16 protein-coding genes, 1 tRNA gene and 1 pseudogene are annotated in these 15839 nt (G+C 71.7%); 3 read left to right on the forward strand and 15 right to left on the reverse strand.

From position 1 onward, the window contains the following. Nucleotides 1–6: 6 nt before the first annotated feature. A pseudogene (locus E1288_RS49990) lies at nt 7–153 on the forward strand (integrase core domain-containing protein); the annotation flags it as partial. Nucleotides 154–265: 112 nt separating this feature from the next. Then, nucleotides 266–499: a hypothetical protein gene (locus tag E1288_RS47550; protein ID WP_165968526.1), complete on the forward strand. Its 234-nt coding sequence runs from the start codon at nt 266–268 to the stop codon at nt 497–499. 38 nt (nt 500–537) lie between these two features. Here the strand turns inward: E1288_RS47550 and E1288_RS40630 are convergent. The 13 genes from E1288_RS40630 to mftA all read right to left on the reverse strand — a co-directional run bounded on the left by E1288_RS40630 (nt 538) and on the right by mftA (nt 12670). Next, nucleotides 538–611 (reverse strand) — tRNA-Pro (locus E1288_RS40630). 35 nt (nt 612–646) lie between these two features. Beyond that, nucleotides 647–1384: a mycofactocin biosynthesis peptidyl-dipeptidase MftE gene (mftE, locus tag E1288_RS40635; protein ID WP_132493997.1), complete on the reverse strand. Its 738-nt coding sequence runs from the start codon at nt 1382–1384 to the stop codon at nt 647–649. Next, on the reverse strand, nt 1381–2733 hold the full coding sequence (gene mftF / locus E1288_RS40640) for a mycofactocin biosynthesis glycosyltransferase MftF (protein ID WP_132493998.1): 1353 nt from the start codon (nt 2731–2733) through the stop codon (nt 1381–1383). The genes mftE and mftF overlap by 4 nt, the downstream gene beginning before the upstream one ends. Continuing rightward, on the reverse strand, nt 2730–3512 hold the full coding sequence (locus tag E1288_RS40645; RefSeq protein ID WP_132493999.1) for a mycofactocin-coupled SDR family oxidoreductase: 783 nt from the start codon (nt 3510–3512) through the stop codon (nt 2730–2732). The genes mftF and E1288_RS40645 overlap by 4 nt, the downstream gene beginning before the upstream one ends. Then, nucleotides 3509–4357 (reverse strand): mycofactocin-associated electron transfer flavoprotein beta subunit, encoded by an 849-nt coding sequence (locus E1288_RS40650; protein WP_132494000.1) that lies wholly within the window; start codon nt 4355–4357, stop codon nt 3509–3511. The genes E1288_RS40645 and E1288_RS40650 overlap by 4 nt, the downstream gene beginning before the upstream one ends. Before the next feature lies 1 nt (nt 4358). Continuing rightward, nucleotides 4359–4652, reverse strand: a complete 294-nt coding sequence (locus E1288_RS40655; protein WP_207954835.1) for a ferredoxin family protein — start codon at nt 4650–4652, stop codon at nt 4359–4361. A gap of 221 nt (nt 4653–4873) precedes the next feature. Then, entirely contained in the window at nt 4874–6178 is a 1305-nt protein-coding gene (locus tag E1288_RS40660) for an FAD-dependent oxidoreductase (RefSeq protein ID WP_132494002.1), read from the reverse strand. Then, nucleotides 6171–7106 (reverse strand): mycofactocin-associated electron transfer flavoprotein alpha subunit, encoded by a 936-nt coding sequence (locus E1288_RS40665; protein ID WP_132494003.1) that lies wholly within the window; start codon nt 7104–7106, stop codon nt 6171–6173. Before E1288_RS40665 ends, E1288_RS40660 begins: the two co-directional genes overlap by 8 nt. After that, a complete protein-coding gene (locus tag E1288_RS40670) occupies nt 7103–9046 on the reverse strand; it encodes a mycofactocin system FadH/OYE family oxidoreductase 2 (protein WP_132494004.1) in 1944 nt (647 codons plus the stop codon). Before E1288_RS40670 ends, E1288_RS40665 begins: the two co-directional genes overlap by 4 nt. Next, nucleotides 9043–11004, reverse strand: a complete 1962-nt coding sequence (locus E1288_RS40675) for a mycofactocin system FadH/OYE family oxidoreductase 1 (protein ID WP_132494005.1) — start codon at nt 11002–11004, stop codon at nt 9043–9045. The genes E1288_RS40670 and E1288_RS40675 overlap by 4 nt, the downstream gene beginning before the upstream one ends. Next, a complete protein-coding gene (mftC, locus tag E1288_RS40680; protein WP_132494006.1) occupies nt 11001–12191 on the reverse strand; it encodes a mycofactocin radical SAM maturase in 1191 nt (396 codons plus the stop codon). Before mftC ends, E1288_RS40675 begins: the two co-directional genes overlap by 4 nt. A gap of 99 nt (nt 12192–12290) precedes the next feature. Beyond that, nucleotides 12291–12563 (reverse strand): mycofactocin biosynthesis chaperone MftB, encoded by a 273-nt coding sequence (gene mftB / locus E1288_RS40685; protein WP_132494007.1) that lies wholly within the window; start codon nt 12561–12563, stop codon nt 12291–12293. Next, a complete protein-coding gene (mftA, locus tag E1288_RS40690) occupies nt 12563–12670 on the reverse strand; it encodes a mycofactocin precursor MftA (RefSeq protein ID WP_132494008.1) in 108 nt (35 codons plus the stop codon). The genes mftB and mftA overlap by 1 nt, the downstream gene beginning before the upstream one ends. Nucleotides 12671–12824: 154 nt before the next feature. On the opposite strand from mftA, the gene mftR reads away from it, so the two are divergent. Continuing rightward, entirely contained in the window at nt 12825–13403 is a 579-nt protein-coding gene (mftR, locus tag E1288_RS40695; protein ID WP_132494009.1) for a mycofactocin system transcriptional regulator, read from the forward strand. Nucleotides 13404–13421: 18 nt separating this feature from the next. On the opposite strand, the gene E1288_RS40700 is transcribed toward mftR, so the two are convergent. After that, nucleotides 13422–14549 (reverse strand): NDMA-dependent alcohol dehydrogenase, encoded by a 1128-nt coding sequence (locus E1288_RS40700; RefSeq protein ID WP_132494010.1) that lies wholly within the window; start codon nt 14547–14549, stop codon nt 13422–13424. Between the two features lie 353 nt (nt 14550–14902). Beyond that, nucleotides 14903–15778 carry a universal stress protein gene (locus E1288_RS40705; RefSeq protein ID WP_132494011.1) on the reverse strand — a complete coding sequence of 292 codons (876 nt, stop codon included), beginning with the start codon at nt 15776–15778 and terminating at the stop codon, nt 14903–14905. Nucleotides 15779–15839: the final 61 nt, after the last annotated feature.

Genomic DNA, 15839 nt, shown 5'->3' on the forward strand with positions numbered 1-15839 from the left:
CCCCGGATGAACTCCATCATGGAGCGCTGGATACAGACCTACCGACACGAACTGCTGGACCGCACCCGCATCTGGCACCAACGCCATCAGCTCCATGCCCTGCGCGAGTTCGAGTCGTACTACAACGGGCACCGGCCGCACCGAGCCCTGAATCAAGCAGCTCCGCTCCGCCCGCTACCCGAACCGATCACCGAGCCAGGACAGATCACACGCCTGGAGATCCGCCGACGAGATCGGCTCGGCGGAACCCTTCACGAGTACCAACATGCAGCCGGAACTGGGCGGACGATTTATCGGCACCCGCACCCAAGACGCAGTGATCGGCGCCACATTCGGATTCACCCAGGTGGATCAATACGTGGCCAAGATCAGCGCGACCCCATTTCGGGGCTCAAGATCCACAGCTCCCAAAATCCTCCCAAAAATCGCCGAAATTCGAGACGGCACCATTCAGGACGATCACGCAAGATCCACAACAGCATACGAAAAGGCCCGCTGACCTGCACTAACGTGCCGGCCAGCGGGCTTCCGCTAACGTCGGGCTGACAGGATTTGAACCTGCGACCCCTTGACCCCCAGTCAAGTGCGCTACCAAGCTGCGCTACAGCCCGTTCTTCTATTTTTTTGCCCCTCGCGGGGTGTGTCGTTAGCTTACCGCACCTCCGGATGGGCGGTCATCGGGGCCCTCCGATTGCCGTTTTTGCTGGTCAGATCTTCGCCAGGCCGTCACCGCCGCCGTGAGCGACGTCGTCCAGGCCGCCAGGATCCGGGCTCCCTCCTCCGCCGTCGCCCCTGCCGGGTCGCCCAGGACTCCGTTGGTCGTGGCCGCCAGGAGCCCTCCGGCACGGAGCGTGTCGATCAGGTTCGGTAGTGGCGTCGTGTTGCCCCGCTCCGCTCTGGCCAGGTGCACCGCCTGCGGGCGCAGCGCCAGCATCACCGAGGTCTCGGTTCGGCCCGCGTGGGTGTCGTCTGGCCGCCCGGTCGGCGCCCAGGCGAGCACCCGGCGGCCTTCCGCCCGTAGCTTCCCCGCCGCTCTGCGGACCGGTTCGGCATTGCCTCCGTGGGCCGACACCAGCACTACTCCCGCGAACGCGTCCGCCGAGCGGACCAGTTCCGCGAGTAGGTGCTCGACTGCTTCCTGACCGATCGACAGCGTGCCCGGGAAGCCCGCGTGCTCTCCGCTGGAGCCGTAGGTCACCGCCGGCGCCACCACGACATCGCGCTGCTCCGCCAGCCGGACGCAGAGCGCCTCCGCGATCTCGGTGTCGACGGTGAACGGCAGGTGCGGGCCGTGTTGTTCCGTCGCGCCGACCGGGACCGCGAGGACGCTCTGCGCGGCGATCGAGGCGACCTCCGGCCAGGTCAGGTCCGTCAGGGCCGTCATCGCGACACCTGGACGCTGCTGCGGCCCCCGCGATCCGTCAGGAATGGCAGCAGCGATGCGGGGCTGCGGGAGCGCAGGGCGCCGCGCGCGACACCGCAGCCGTACGCCAGGTCGTCGGCCACGCGCGCCAGGCACCAGCGGATCGGGTCGAGCGGGGGCCTCTTGCGTGCCCAGTCCAGCAGGTTCCTGAGCAGCACCAGCGCCAGCACCGCTCGGCCGCGGCGGCTGAGCAGGAGCAGCGGGACCGCCACCGGTGCCCATGCTCGTCCGATCGCGTCGGCGAAGACGCGGCCTGCGCCGAGATTTCCGTGTGCTGCCAGGCGAATCGCTTCGTGGGCCGGGATGCCCAGCTTACCGAGCTTGCGGGTCAGCAGGGCTGCCGCGGCGCCTATCACGGCCAGTCCGGCGCCCGATCTGCCCGCGAGGATCAACGCCCAGGCCACCGCGCTCCACAGCGATGCCCGCACCGGGGCTACCGCGTCGCCGTGCCGCTGCGCCAGGGGGCCTGCCGAGGTTCCGTAGTCGAATCGCTGGCGCAGCAGGGCCGTCCACCGCGGGCGCGGCGCGTGTTCGACGACGGCTGCCGGTTCGTAGCGGACCAGGTGTTCCCCGGCGATCAGGCGCCAGATCAGGTCGACGTCCTCACCGAAGCGCATTTCCTCGTCGAAGCCGTCGAGCTCGCGCAGCGCCGACGTGCGGACCACCAGGGCCGCCGTGGGGACGTAGCTGATCCTGCTGCCTGGTTGGACCAGGCCCGGTTGGTCGCCGAGGTCGAGCGGTGACTGGGTGCTCTCGTAGCGGGCCAGCGCCGTTTTTCCCGGTGTGCTGCGGATTCTCGGTGCCACGGCCGCGACCGCCGGATCTTCGAAGTGGCGGAGCAGCGGTTCGAGCCAGCCCGGTTCGGGCACCGTGTCGGCGTCCAGGAACGCCACGAGCGGCGTGCGGGCCAGCCGCCACCCGGCGTTGCGGGCCGCCGCCGGGCCACGGGCGGTTTCGTGGCGGATCGCGGCTCCCGGGATCGGCTGCCGGGAGCCGTCGTCGACGACGATGGCGGGCGCGTCGAGCGCCGCGAACAGCCCGGACACGTCGCCGTCGCGCACCGGGATCACGACGGTCACATCGCCCGGGCCGTGCTGGGCCTGGTCGTAGCTCGGGTGCATTATTCCCGCCCGGACGAGCCGCTGCGCCAGGGCTGCTCCGGCGGTCACCGGCTCGCCGGCGATCCAGCCGTCGACCATCGCCGCGCCGGCGGCGGTCAGCCGCAGCACCCGGAACGGCGATCCGCCGGCGAGCGTTCGCCCGCCGTCCCAGCGGCGCAGACCGGGGTCGGGCGCGAGCCTGAACGTCATGCTGTGAATCCTCCGTCGGCGTGCACGACGGTTCCCGTGACGGCCGAGGCCCCTTCGCCGCACAGCCAGCACACCGCCGCCGCCACCTCGTCCGGCTCCAGCAGGCGCTCGACCAGCTGGTGCCGGCTGAACTCCTCGACGTCCGGCAGGTCGTAGTAGGCCGCGGTGGCGGTGAGCATGTCCGTGCGGGTCGATCCCGGCGAGACCGCCGTCGCGGTGATCCCGGTCCCGCGGAGGTCGGTGGCGAGGCCGCGGATCAGGCCGACCACCGCGTGCTTGGCCGCGTTGTAGCCGGCGAGGTGGTAGAGGCCGCGGTGCGCCGCCGAGGAGGCCAGGGCGACGAACCGGCCAGATCGGGGTTCGGGTCTTTGCAGCAGCAGCGGGACTGCGGCGCGGGCCAGGTTCGCCACGCCGCGGACGCCGACGTCGAACAGGGCGTCCCACTCGTCGTTCGAGGTCTCCCACAGCGGCCGCCCGCCCGCCATGACGGCGGCCGCCGCCACCGCCGCGTCCAGGCCGCCGAACTCGGCTTCCGCCACCGCGACGGCTCGCCGCACCGCGGCCTCGTCGCGGACGTCGGCCACGACGTCGCGCACGGACTCCGGCCATTCCTCCGCCAGCGCCCGGAGTTGTTCCCGGGTTCCCAGCGGGTATCCGGTCCCGGGGATGTCCGCGCAGATGTCGACGGCGACCACGCGCCAGCCGTCCGCGGCGAGCCGTCGCACGACCGCCGCGCCGATGCCGCGTGCCGCGCCGGTGACGACCGCGACCCTGCTCATGGCTTTTCTCCCGTGATGTATCCGTGGCGCTTCAGGTAGCCCAGCAGTTCGTCGGCCGCTTCGGCGGCCGGTAGCGGGCCGATGACGGTCGGTGGCGTGCGGTCCTGCAGCGCACCGGTCAGTTCGAGCATCCGGTCGTGCGCCGTCGTTCCCGCCGGGGCGGTCAACTCCCGCGCTCGTGGGCTCAGCGGGCGGGCCGAGACCACGCGTCGTGGCTGCTGCGGCTCGGCCGCGATCGTGCGGATCGTCGCCTTCTGGGCCGCCAGGACGGCAGGCAGGCTCGCTCGTCGGAGGCGCACACCGGCGGCTTCGACCGAGACGACCGCTGGCGTGGGCAGCCGCAGGACCTCCCGGCTGCCGCCGTCGAGCCTGCGGTGCGCCAGCAGCGATTCGCCGTCGGCTTCGAGCTTGACCACGCCGAGCGCCTGCGCGGCACCGAGCCGGGCGGCGAGGAACGCGGGCGTCGTTCCGGTTCCGCCGTCGTCCGATCTGTCGCCGCAGAGCACGAGATCCGGTTCCGCGACCGCCGTCGCGATCGCCTTGGCCGTGTCAGCTCCATTGTGGACGAGGTAGCCAGGCTCCAGCTGGTCGTCCCGCGCCACGCGGATCGCCTCGTGCGCGCCCGCCGCCAGCGCTGCGCGCAGACCCTCCTCGGCCGCTGCGGGCCCGACGGTCACTGCCAGGACCCGGCCGTCGAGTTCTTCGGCGAGCCGGAGGCCGTGTTCCAGCGCCGCGTGTTCGGCGGCGTTGCCGCCCCGGTCTCCGGCGTCGAGCGCCCCGGTGAGCGGATCCACCCGGACCCGCCGCCAAGACCAGCTCAGCGCCACGACGATCTGCGGTCCCATGTCAGCCCTTCCGGAAGACCACGCCGTGCCCGCCGTCCGGGTAGGTCCACGTGATGGCGCCGGCGGAGTTGCAGATCTGGTAGCAGGTACCGCATTCGAAGCACTGCTCGTAGTTGAACAGGATGCCGCCGTCGCCGGTGGGCACGAACAGCTTCGCCGGGCAGGCGTGCACGCACGCCTTGGTGGTGCACGACCGGCAGATCTCGGTGTCCACGGTGATGTGCGGGCGCTCGCCGACCTGGAAGTCGACGGTGCCCATCCGGTCCTCGAAGGACACTTCCGGGTACTGGTGCATGTTCACTCCTCAGGTCTGTTCTGAAGCGGCGGCAGCCGCTGCGGTGAGGGACGCAGCTTGCACCGCCGCGGGTTCGCTGTGCCCACCCCTCTGGGGTTCTCCCAGCGAGGACAGCCCCAGCGCCGCGTACTGGACATACATAAGTCGGGGATCCCGGAGTGAGGCGGCCCCTGAGGTTCCGCTACCCGCACCGCTACGCAAATCACTTTCGAAACAGTCCTTCAGCCGAAGACTCGGAGGCCTGCCCAGGCGTCCGCGGCGAGTTGCCGCAGCCGGACGCCGTGCTTGGCCGCGGTGCGCCGGAACAGCTTGCCGAGGCCGGGTTTCGGTTCCGGGTTGCGGACGGTGAAGACCTCCTGCGCGAAGTCGCAGAGCAGCCGCGGGTACTGGCGCTGGACCCGGTCGGAGAGGACCAGGTGCGGGGCGCCCTGCAGGTTCTTGTGGTCGGTCAGCACGAAGTTTCCCTCCAGCCGCTTGCGGTAACCGGCGAGCCGGGTGGGATCGCCCGCGGCGATGGCTTCGGCGGCCGTGCGGCCCGCGGCCAGGCCGGAGCCGATGGCGAAGTTGACTCCTTCCAGCCAGATCCCGGCCGCCAGGCACATCGCGGCCGCGTCGCCGGCGACCAGCAGGCCGTCGGCCTGCAGCGGCGGCATGCTGCGGTAGCCGCCTTCCGGAATCAGGTGCGCGGAGTACTCCTTCAGCTCCCCGTCCCGCAGGTAGGGCGCGATCGCCGGGTGCGCTTTGAGGTCCGCGAGGACCTCCTCGGGGCGCCGCCCGGAAGCAGCCAGGCCGGTCAGCGACAGCACCACGCCGATGCTGACCGTGTCGCGGTTGGTGTAGAGGAAGCCGCCGCCGGGAATGTCGCCGGTGCAGCCGAGGATCTCGAAGTCCGCGCCTTCGTCGCCGCTGAGCCCGAAGCGCTCCTCGATCGCCCTGCGCGGCAGGGAAAGGGTTTCCTTCACGCCGAGGGTCTGGTGCTCGGGGTCCGTCTGGGGCAGCAGGCCCGCCTGCTTCGCGAGGAACGAGTTGACGCCGTCGCAGGCGATCACGAGTTTCGCCCGGATGTCGCCGTCGGGCCGGTCCGTGCGGACGCCGGTCACGCGCCCGGCGGCGTCGCGCAGCAGCTCGGTCGCGACCGTGGAGGTCACCAGCTGCGCGCCGGCCGCCACCGCCTTGCCCGCGAGCCACGCGTCGAAGTCCGCGCGGTAGGTGGTCATGCCGTTGTACGGCGCGCTCCCCCAGTCCTCGGTGCGGAAGTCGACGGTGAGGGCCTGCGTCGGGGTCATCATCATGGTGCTGCGGCGGGTGACCCAGCGCTGCACCGGGGCCTCTTCCCACCAGCGGGGCAGGACTTCGTCGAGCACCCGGCCGTAGACGACGCCGCCGTAGACGTTCTTCGCGCCGGGGAACGGCCCCCGCTCCAGCAGGATCACGCTGCGCCCGGCCCGCGCCAGCTCCAGCGCCGCGGACGCGCCGGCCGGGCCCGCCCCGACCACCACGGCGTCCACTTCGGAGTGTTCAGGCATCGGCGGCTCCGTTCAGTCGGCGCGCCAGTTCGCGCAGGACCTCGGGCGCGTCGGCGACGATGCCCAGGTCGGCCAGCGCGGTCATCGGGCAGGACGGGTCGGTGTTCACGCTGATCACGTGCGCCGGGCGGCCCAGGCCGCCGACGTGCTGCGTCGCGCCGGAGACGCCGAAGGCGACGTAGAGGTCGGGGTCGACGACGACGCCCGTGGTGCCGATCTGGCGGTCGTGCCCCGCCCAGCCGGCGTCGGTGATCACCCGGGTGGCGCCGGCGGAGGCGCCCAGGGCGGCGGCCACGCCGGTCAGGGTCCGCATCACCGCCGAGCCGTCCTCGCCGGGGCGCACCAGCCCGGCCCCGCCGCCGAGGATCCGCTTGGCCTCGGCGAGTTCGACCGTTTCGGGTTCCGGTTCCAGGACCTCGACGACCTCGGCGTCGAGCACCGCGGGCAGGATGACGGTCAGCTCGACCGGTTCCGGGGCGGGCACCGGCTGCGGCGTGCCGCGCACGCCCGGGATCAGGGTGACCACGGCCGGTTCGTCGAGCGCGACCCGGACCTCCAGCGAATCGTCCAACCTGGACAGATCGGCGTGCTCCGGCGTGCACCGGGTGGCGCCGGCGAACAGGGGCCGTTCGCTCTGGAAGGCCAGGCGGGCGGCGATGTCGCGCCCGTCCGGCGAGGCGGGTAGCACCACGACGGGGACCTCGGCGATCAGCGGCGCCAGCACCGCGGCCAGCGCGCCGGGAGCGATCACCGGGACTTCCGCCGCCCAGATGCGCCGGGCCGCGGTGAAGGCGCGAGCCGCTTCCCGCGTGCCGGTGCCCACGACGAGGACCGCGCCGCCGCATTCGGCCGCGGCCTCGTCGGCGCCGCCGGGCAGCCCGCCGCCGCGGGCGATGACGACCGCGAGCATCTCCGGACGTCCGTTCACAGGCCCACCGCCACTCGATGTCCTTCAACGACTGCGGCGTGCGCGCGGCGCGGCGCGATGCAGTCGCCGACCCGGTGCACCGCGAACCGGGCTTCCTTGAGCTCGTGCCACAACGCGTCTTCCGGGGCCTGGTGCGTCGCGCACACGACCCAGTCGAAGCGGGCTTCGGCCATTTCCCCGGTGGTGTGCTTGAGGATCTGCAGCACGACGCCGTCCGGTTCGGCCGCTGCCGACATCACGACCTCGTCGGTGGCCTGCTCGATGCCCTTCGCGTGCGCCCGGACGTTGAAGGTCTCCATGTCCAGCGTCACGCCGAGGTCCTGGCAGACCACCATGCCCGGCGTGGAGATCCGCACCCGGCAGCCCCGGTCGGCCAGCAGTTCAGCGATCGAGGACGCCTGGTGGAAGCCGAGCTCGTCGATGACCAGGACATCGCCTTCCGGTGCCGCGCGGCCCTCCAGCACGTCGCGGACGTCGACGACCCGGTCGAGGCCGCCGGCCCAGTGCACCGGCTGCGGCCGGGCTCCGGTCGCGAGCACGACCACGTCCGGGTGCTCGTCGCGCAGCATCTTGGCGGTCGCCGCGACGCCGGTCTTGACGTCGACGCCGTGGCGTTCGCATTCGGCGCGCAGATTCCGGACCACGTCGAGGAATTCCGCGCGGCTGGGCACCGTGGCGGCGACCGCGACCTGCCCGCCGGTCGCCTGCTCCCGCTCGAACAGGGTCACGTGGTGGCCGCGTTCCGCCGCGGTCGACGCCGCTTGCAGGCCCGCCGGGCCGCCGCCGACGACCAGCACCCGCTTGCGGGCCCGGGGCAGCGGCAGCGCCACCGCCTCGCGGCCGGTCCGCGGGTTCTCGATGCAACCCAGCCATCGGTTCAGGCCCATCCGGCCGACGCATTCCTGGTTGCAGGACAGGCAGGTCCGGATGTCGCCGCCGTGCCCGGAGCGGGCCTTGGCCGCGAAGTCCGGGTCGGCGATCTGGCCGCGCACAACACCGACGAGGTCGCAGTGGCCCTCCTCCAGCGCCCGTTCGGCCTGCAGCGGGTCCTTGATCCGCCCGACGCCGACCACCGGCAGGCTCACGGCCCGGCGGATCGCATTGGAGATGAACAGCGCGTAGCCCGGCGGGATCGCCATCGACGCCTCGATCATGTAGAGCGTCGAGGTCGCCACGCCGATGGACGTGTTGATGTAGTCGACCTTGCCGGTGGCCTCCACCATCCGCGCGACCTCGACAGCCTCGTCGATGGTGGTGCCGCCCTCGATCAGCTCGTCACCGCACAGCCGCACGCCCAGCGCCCGTTCCGGGCCGAGCGCCTCGCGCACTGCGTCGATGATCTCCAGCAGGATGCGGGCCCGCCCGGCCAGCGATCCGCCGTAGGAGTCGGTGCGCTTGTTCGTGGCGGGGGAAAGGAAGCCGCGCACGATGGACGAGTGCGAGCACTGCAGCTCGACGCCGTCGAACCCGCCCTCGGCGCAGTGCCCGGCGACGGTGCCGTAGCCGGCCACGACCTCGGCGATCTCGCGGGTGTCGATCGCCTTGGGCACCTCCCGGAACATCGGGTCCGGCACCGCGGACGGCGCCCACACCGGCAGGCGGGAGTACATCGACGACGCCTGCCCGCCGTTGTGGTTGAGCTGGGCGAAGATCGGCACGCCGTGGGCGTGGACCGCCTCGGTGATCCGCCGGTACCCGGGCACGACCGACCGGTGGAAGCCGTGGATCAGCTTCTCGTACGGCCAGTCCGTCGGGTGCGTCGAATGTTCTTCGGTGATCACCAGGCCCGCTCCGCCGGCGGCCCGGGCGGCGTAGTAGGCGGCGTGCTGCTCGCTGGGCAGGCCGTCCTCGGCGTAGTTCGTCAGGTGCGCGGAGAACACGATGCGGTTGCGCACGGTCACCGGGCCGATCCGCAGCGGGGAGAACAGGTAGCGGGTCATCGCACGCCTCCCCCGACCAGCGCGGTGATCTCGTGCGCCGCGCGGCGGCCTTCGAGGATCGCTTCGTGGATCGTCCTGGGTGCCACGCAGTCGCCCGCCCTCGGCCATCCGGTCAGGTCGGGATTGGGCAGCCGGTGTCCACAGTGGATGACCGAGGCGCAGGGCAAGGTCCGGCGCTGGGCGGTGAAGGTGTCCTCCAGGACCACATGATCAGGGTGCACTTCCCGCAGCAGCGAACGCTTCTCCAGTCGCACCCCGGCGCGCTGCAGCCGGCCGTTGGCGTCCGCCAGGTCGCCGGTGAGGGCCAGCTGCGTGCCCACGACCTGGTCCTGCGTGACGATCACCGCGTCCCGCCCCTGGCCGGCCAGCAGCTCGGCGACCCCGACGCCGACGGCGTCCCCGACCGGGTCGGACACCACCACCGGCCCGTCCGGCACGGCGTGGTGTTCGAGCAGGTCGACGACGTCGATGACCAGGCCGCCGCGGTTCTCGTACGCGCGCGGCCCCGGAACCGAGCCGATCGCCACCAGCACGTCCCGCCTGGTGCCGATCAGGTCCGCCTCGGTGACCTCGGTGCCGAGCGTGACGCGCACGCCGAGCCGCCGCACCTCTGCCTCCAGCCAGTCGACGATCCGGCGCAGCCGACCGCGCCCGCCGACCTCGGCGGCCCATAGCGCGGCCCCGCCGAGCCGGTCGTCCTTCTCGACGATCTCGACCTCGTGCCCGCTCTCGGCCAGCACCCGCGCAGCTTCCAGACCGGCCGGGCCGCCGCCGACGATCAGCACCTCGCGCCGGGTCGTGAGTGCGAAACCGGCCTCCAGCCCGGTTTCGCACTCACGACCGCTCTCGTGTCCGCTGAACGGCTCGCCGATGCAGGAGACGATCGGGTTCCGGTTGTCCCGGACGCGGCACTTCTGGTTGCACAGCACGCACGGCCGGATCCGCTCCGGATGACCGGCCCGGACCAGCTCGACCAGTCGCGGCTCGGCGATCTGGGCGCGCGTCATCTCGACGAGGTCCGCGACGCCGTCGTCCAGCGCCTCCTGCGCCTGCTGCGGCTCGACGATGCTGCCCTGCAGCGCCACCAGTGGTCGTGAACGCTCGTTCCGGTTCTTACCGGAGCTTTCGCTCACGACCTCGCGGATCTGCCTGCAGAGGTCGGCGTTGAAGCCGGGCTCGGTGTGCAGGTCGGGCCGCGTCGCCGAGGTCCCCATCGCGGAGCCGCGCACCACCACGAGGTAGTCGATCCGGTCCGCCACGGCCTCGACGATCCCGGCGGCCTGCTCCGGGGTGATCCCCGCCCAGGGCGCCAGTTCGTCGCAGGACAGCCGCAGCCCCACCACGCGATCGCCGACCGCGCGCCGCACTGAATCAAGAACATCGTGCAGCAGCAGGGTTTTGTCCTCGCCGTAGGCGTCCGCGCGCTGGTTGGTGAGCCCCGACAGGAACTGACGGAGCAGCGAGTACTGACCGGCTTCGATCTCGACGCCGTGCATCCCGGCCCGCACGGCCGATTCCGCAGCAGCGGCGAAACCCGCGACGAGCTCGTCGATTTCGCCCCGCTCCAGCTCCATCGGCAACTCGCGGCTGGCGACGTCCGGCACCCGGGACGGAGCCCACAGCGCGTTCTGCGAGAACGCAGAAGATCCCTGCGAGCCCGCATGCCCGAGACCCGCGAGCACCACCGCGCCGTGCGGCCGGCAGGCATCTGCGACGGCGGCCCAGCCCGCAGCGCACTCCGCGGCGAGCGGAGCGCGCTCGTAGGGCCAGTCGGAGGCGTGCACGCTGGCCGTCTCGGTGACGATCACGCCCGCGCCTCCGGCCGCCCGCGCCGCGTAGTAGGCCACGTGGCGGTCGGAAATGCCGCGACCACGGCCCAGATTCGTCTCGTGCGGCCCGAACAGGACGCGCGACGGCGCGGTCACCGCGCCCAGCCGGACGCCGTCGGTCAGCTTCACAACTGGCTCGCCAAAGGGCTGGAGTCGCACGGCTTGGCGGGCATCGAAGGCATGCCCAGCCGGACCTTCCGCGAGGACCGGGAGTGGTCCTGCGACGCCTTCGGCAGCCCCGAACGGTCCACAACGGACAGTGCCGTCTGCCCGTGGCCCTTCACGCACTCCGGGTCGGGGCCGTCCAGCGGCAGGCCGGTGAAGAACTTCGCCGCCATGCAGCCGCCCTGGCAGGCGTCGAACGCCGAGCACGACCGGCACGCGCCGCCGGACTGGGACGTGCGCAGCTCGGTGAACAGCTCCGATTCCCGCCACACGCGGTCGAATCCGCTGGTCTCGCGGACGTTGCCCGCCTTGAACGCGTCGTGGATCGCGAACGGGCACGCGTAGACGTCGCCCACCGGGTCGATCAGGCACACGACGCGGCCCGCGCCGCACAGGTTCAGCCCCGGCAAGGGCGTGGAGCCCAGCGCGTTCAGGTGGAAGAAGGAGTCGCCGGTGAGCACCTGCTCGCCGTGGTCGACCAGCCACGAGTAGATCTCGTGCTGCTGCACATCGGTCGGGTGCAGCTCGTCCCACACGTCCGCCCCGCGGCCCGACGGGCGCAGCCGCGTGATGCGCAGCTGGGCACCGAAGCGGTCCGCGATGGCCTTGAAGTCGTCCAGCTGCGACACGTTCTGCCTGGTCATCACCACCGAGATCTTGAAGTCCTTCATCCCGGCGGCGGACAGGTTCTCCAGCGCGCGCATCGCCATGTCGAACGAACCCGGGCCGCGCACGGCGTCGTTCACCTCGCGCGTCGCGCCGTCCAGGGAGATCTGCACGTCCACGTAGTCGGTGGCCGCCAGCTGCGCGGCGCGCTTGCGGTCGATGCGCAGGCCGTTGGTGGAGAACTTGACCCCCACCTGGTGCTCGATGGCGTAGTCCAGCAGCTCCCAGAAGTCCGGGCGCACGGTCGGCTCGCCGCCGCCGACGTTGACGTAGAACACCTGCATCCGCTGCAGCTCGTCGATCACGGCCTTCATCTCGGCCGTGCTCAGCTCGCGCGGATCGCGCCGCCCGGACGACGAAAGGCAGTGCTCGCAGGCCAGGTTGCAGGCGTAGGTCCACTCCCAGGTCAGGCAGATCGGGGCGGCCAGCCCGCCCTTGAACTGCTCCACCAGCGAGGGAACGGGCGCCGGTTCGACAGCAGTCACCTTCGACTCCACTCGTTCGGGCAGCACCGGCGTTTTCGCGCGAAACCGGCGCCTTCGGTGCGGGGGCAGCGACGTTTTCGCGCGAAAACGCCGCCGGGCTCAGCGGGGGCGGATCATGTCGGTGGCCGCGAGCGAGGCCAGCGCCCGCCGGAACGAGGCGCGGCGCGGCTCCGGGACCGCCAGCAGCGCGTCCTCGACGGTGGCGTGGTCGCCGAGGCCTCGCACGAGGTCCACCAGCTCGGGAACTTTCAGGAACGACAGCTTGCGGTTGCCGAAGTGGTACGCGAGCGCCCCGAACGGCTCGGGGCGCAGCGCGACCTGCGGATTCAACCGGTAGCCCTGGCTCGTGTCGAACTCCGCCGCGGTGGTCATCAGTAGACCCCGCACATCCCGTCGATCGAGACCTCTTCGACCAGCAGTTCCTCTTCGACCACCGGTTCGGCGGCGGCAGTGCCCAAATCGTGCTGTTCGTCAGCCATGCGATGCTCCTCGTCGAGCGGGCCGACCGAGGTCGGCCACCGGCCACTTGTCGGCCACCGTATTTGCACCGAGTGCATTTTGGAAGACCTGGAGACGTATCCGTTGGGGCAGAACACGATCGGCTCAATTCCGCGACCCGGCGGTCGACGGCGGGTGACCACCGCCGCCGAGCTGGAGCAGGTCGCGTTCGAGCTCTTCGACGAGCAGGGTTTCGACCAGACCACCATCACCGACATCGCGCGCGCGGCCGGCATCGCGCGCCGGACGTTCTTCCACTACTTCCCGTCGAAGAACGACATCCCGTGGGGCGACTTCGACGGCGAGCTCGACCGGATGCGCGCGGATCTCCGCGCCGCGCCGCCGGAAAGCCCGCTGATGGACGCGATCCGGCACTGCCTAGTCGAGTTCAACCGGGTCGCCCCGGAGCAGGTTCCGGCGCACCGCCGCCGGATGCGGCTCATACTCGGGGTGCCCGCGCTGCAGGCCCACTCGACGCTGCGGTTCCGGGCCTGGCGGCAGGTGGTGGCGGAGTTCGTCGGCGACCGCCTGGGCGAACCCGCGGACGGCCTCGCGCCGCAGGCCATCGCCCACGCGACGCTCGGCGTCGCCGTCGCGGCCTACGAACAATGGCTGGACAGCGAGGATTCCGACCTCAGCGAGCTGCTCGACGCCGCGATGCGGGAGCTGGCGGCCGGATTCGGTGCGGCGGGGCGGCCGGACGCCACGCGGTGACGCCCGGCCGGCCGGCGATCAGTAGTCGGCGTCGCCGTAGATGACCATGCCGCGCAGGTTCTTGCCATCGCGCATGTCCTGGTAGGCGGCGTTGATGTCCTCCAACCGGTAGGTGCTGGTGATCAGCTCGTCGAGCTTCAACGTGCCGTGCCGGTAGAGCTCCAGCAGCCGCGGGATCTGGGTGCGCGGGCTGACGCCGCCGAAGATGGCGCCCTGCACGCGCTTCTGCAGCAGCGTCAGCTCGAACAGGTTCACCGAGGCGTCGATCTGCTGGTAGTGGCCCATGCCGACGACCACGACCTGGCCGCCCTTGGCCGTCATGCTCAGCGCCGGCTGCAGGTCCTCGCCCTTGACCTCGCCCTTGGTCAGGATGACGGTGTTGGCGTTCTGCCCCCAGGTCAGCTCGCCGACCGGGCCCGCCGCGTCGGCCATCGACTCGAAGGCGTGCGTGGCGCCGAGTTCCAGCGCCTTCTCCCGCTTGAACGCCACCGGGTCGACCGCGATCACGTAGCGCGCCCCGGCGGCGGCCGCGCCCTGCACCGAGTTGATGCCGACGCCGCCCACGCCCACGACCACCACGGTGTCGCCGGCACGGGTGTTGCCGACCTCGGTCGCCGAACCCCAGCCGGTGGACACGCCGCAGCCCAGCAGCGCGGCCTTGTCCAGCGGGACGTCGTCCTCGATCTTGATCACCGACGCCTGGTTGACGGTCACGTACGGGGCGAAGGTCCCGAGCAGGCACATCGGCACCATCGGCTTGCCGCGCAACGACAACCGATGCGTGCCATCGGAAATCGCCTTGCCGGTCATCAGGCTCCCGCCCGCGTCGCAGAGGTTCTGCATCCCGCGCGCGCACGCCCGGCACGCCCCGCAGCCGGGGATGAACGCCAGCACGACGTGGTCGCCCTCTTCGATGCCGGTGACGTCGGGCCCGACCTTCGTGACCACCCCGGCGCCCTCGTGCCCGCCTACCGCCGGGTAGAGCGCGACCGGGCTCGCGCCGGTGCGCAGGTGCTCGTCGGAGTGGCACAGCCCCGAGGCCGCCAGCCGCACCTGCACCTCGCCGGCCACCGGGTCACCCAGGTCGATCTCCTCGATTTCCCAGTCCTCGCCGGGACCGTGCAGCACCGCAGCCTTGGTCTTCATGTCCCACTCCTCGTCGAATGGCGTTCAAGGTCACATATGGCCACCCGAGCATGGAAAATCCGGGGAACGCCGTCAAGGGGTGATCACCAGTGGGCTGCCGGAACAGAACTCGCTTGCGCCGAAAGGGGATTCCTAAGAGGCTTTCGGAATGCGGCGTCAGCCGCGTGCGGTGAGGGACTCAGCTAGCACCGCCGCGGGTTCACGGTGCCCACTCCTCTGGAGTTCCCCAGCGAGGACAGCCCCAGCGCCGCGTATTGGTCATACACAAGTCGGGAATCCCGGAGTCCAGACTGCGGCCGTAACTCCCGCAGGGGGGCCGCTACCCGCACGCCACGCAGATTCTGAAACCATCTTTAACTCGGGTTGTCGCGGACGACGAGCACCGGGCACGGCGAGTGGTGGATCAGCTTGTGGCTCGTCGAGCCCAGGTGGGCGCCCGCGACGCCGCCCCGGCCGCGCGCGCCCACCACGACGAGCTGGGCTTCCGCGGCGCGGGCGAGCAGTTCCCCGGTGGGCGATCCGCGGCCGACGAACCGCCGCACCTCGACGTCGGGGTACCGCTCGGCCCAGCCCGCCAGGGCCTCGGCGACGAACCGCTGCTCGTTCTCGCTGACCTCCTCCTCGGGCAGCCGCGTCCGCAGCCACCTGAGGTCGATCCCGACCACCTCCCAGGCGTGCACGACGTGCACCGGCACCGCCCGGGACGCCGCCACCGCGAAGGCGTGCGCCAGCACCTGCTCGGAGGACTGGGCATCGTCCACCCCGGCCACCACCGGACCGGTCACCGGGAAGGTCAGCGGCTCGCCGGTGTCCGGCACGACGGCCACCGAGCAGCGCGCGTGCGCGGCGGCCTTCACCGCGACCGCCCCGGCCAGCAGGCCGGTGAACCCGCCGAACCCGCGATCCCCGACCACCAGGAGCCCGGCCTGCTCGGACTCTGCGATGAGCACCTTCTCCGCCGTGCCGCGCACGGCCGCGGCGTCGATGGGCACCCCGGGTTCCTGCTCCCGCGCGGCGTCCGTGCTCGCCGCGAGCCAGCGGGCGACCTCGTCGCGGAGGTGGTGCTCCTTCGCACGGTGCGAATCCGCCGGCACCGGCTGCGCGGCCGCGTCCGCGTAGACGATCCGCAGGCCGACCCGCCGTCGCATCGCCTCCCGCGCCGCCCAGCGCGCGGCGTTGCGCGCGACCGCCGAGCCGTCCACGCCCACGACCACAGGTCCGCCGTCCATCTCAGCCTCCCGGTGCCTGTCGCGTCACGACACCAGGGTGGTCCAGGAGTCCTCGGCTCGC

The organism is Saccharopolyspora elongata (assembly GCF_004348985.1).
Classification (GTDB): domain Bacteria; phylum Actinomycetota; class Actinomycetes; order Mycobacteriales; family Pseudonocardiaceae; genus Saccharopolyspora; species Saccharopolyspora elongata.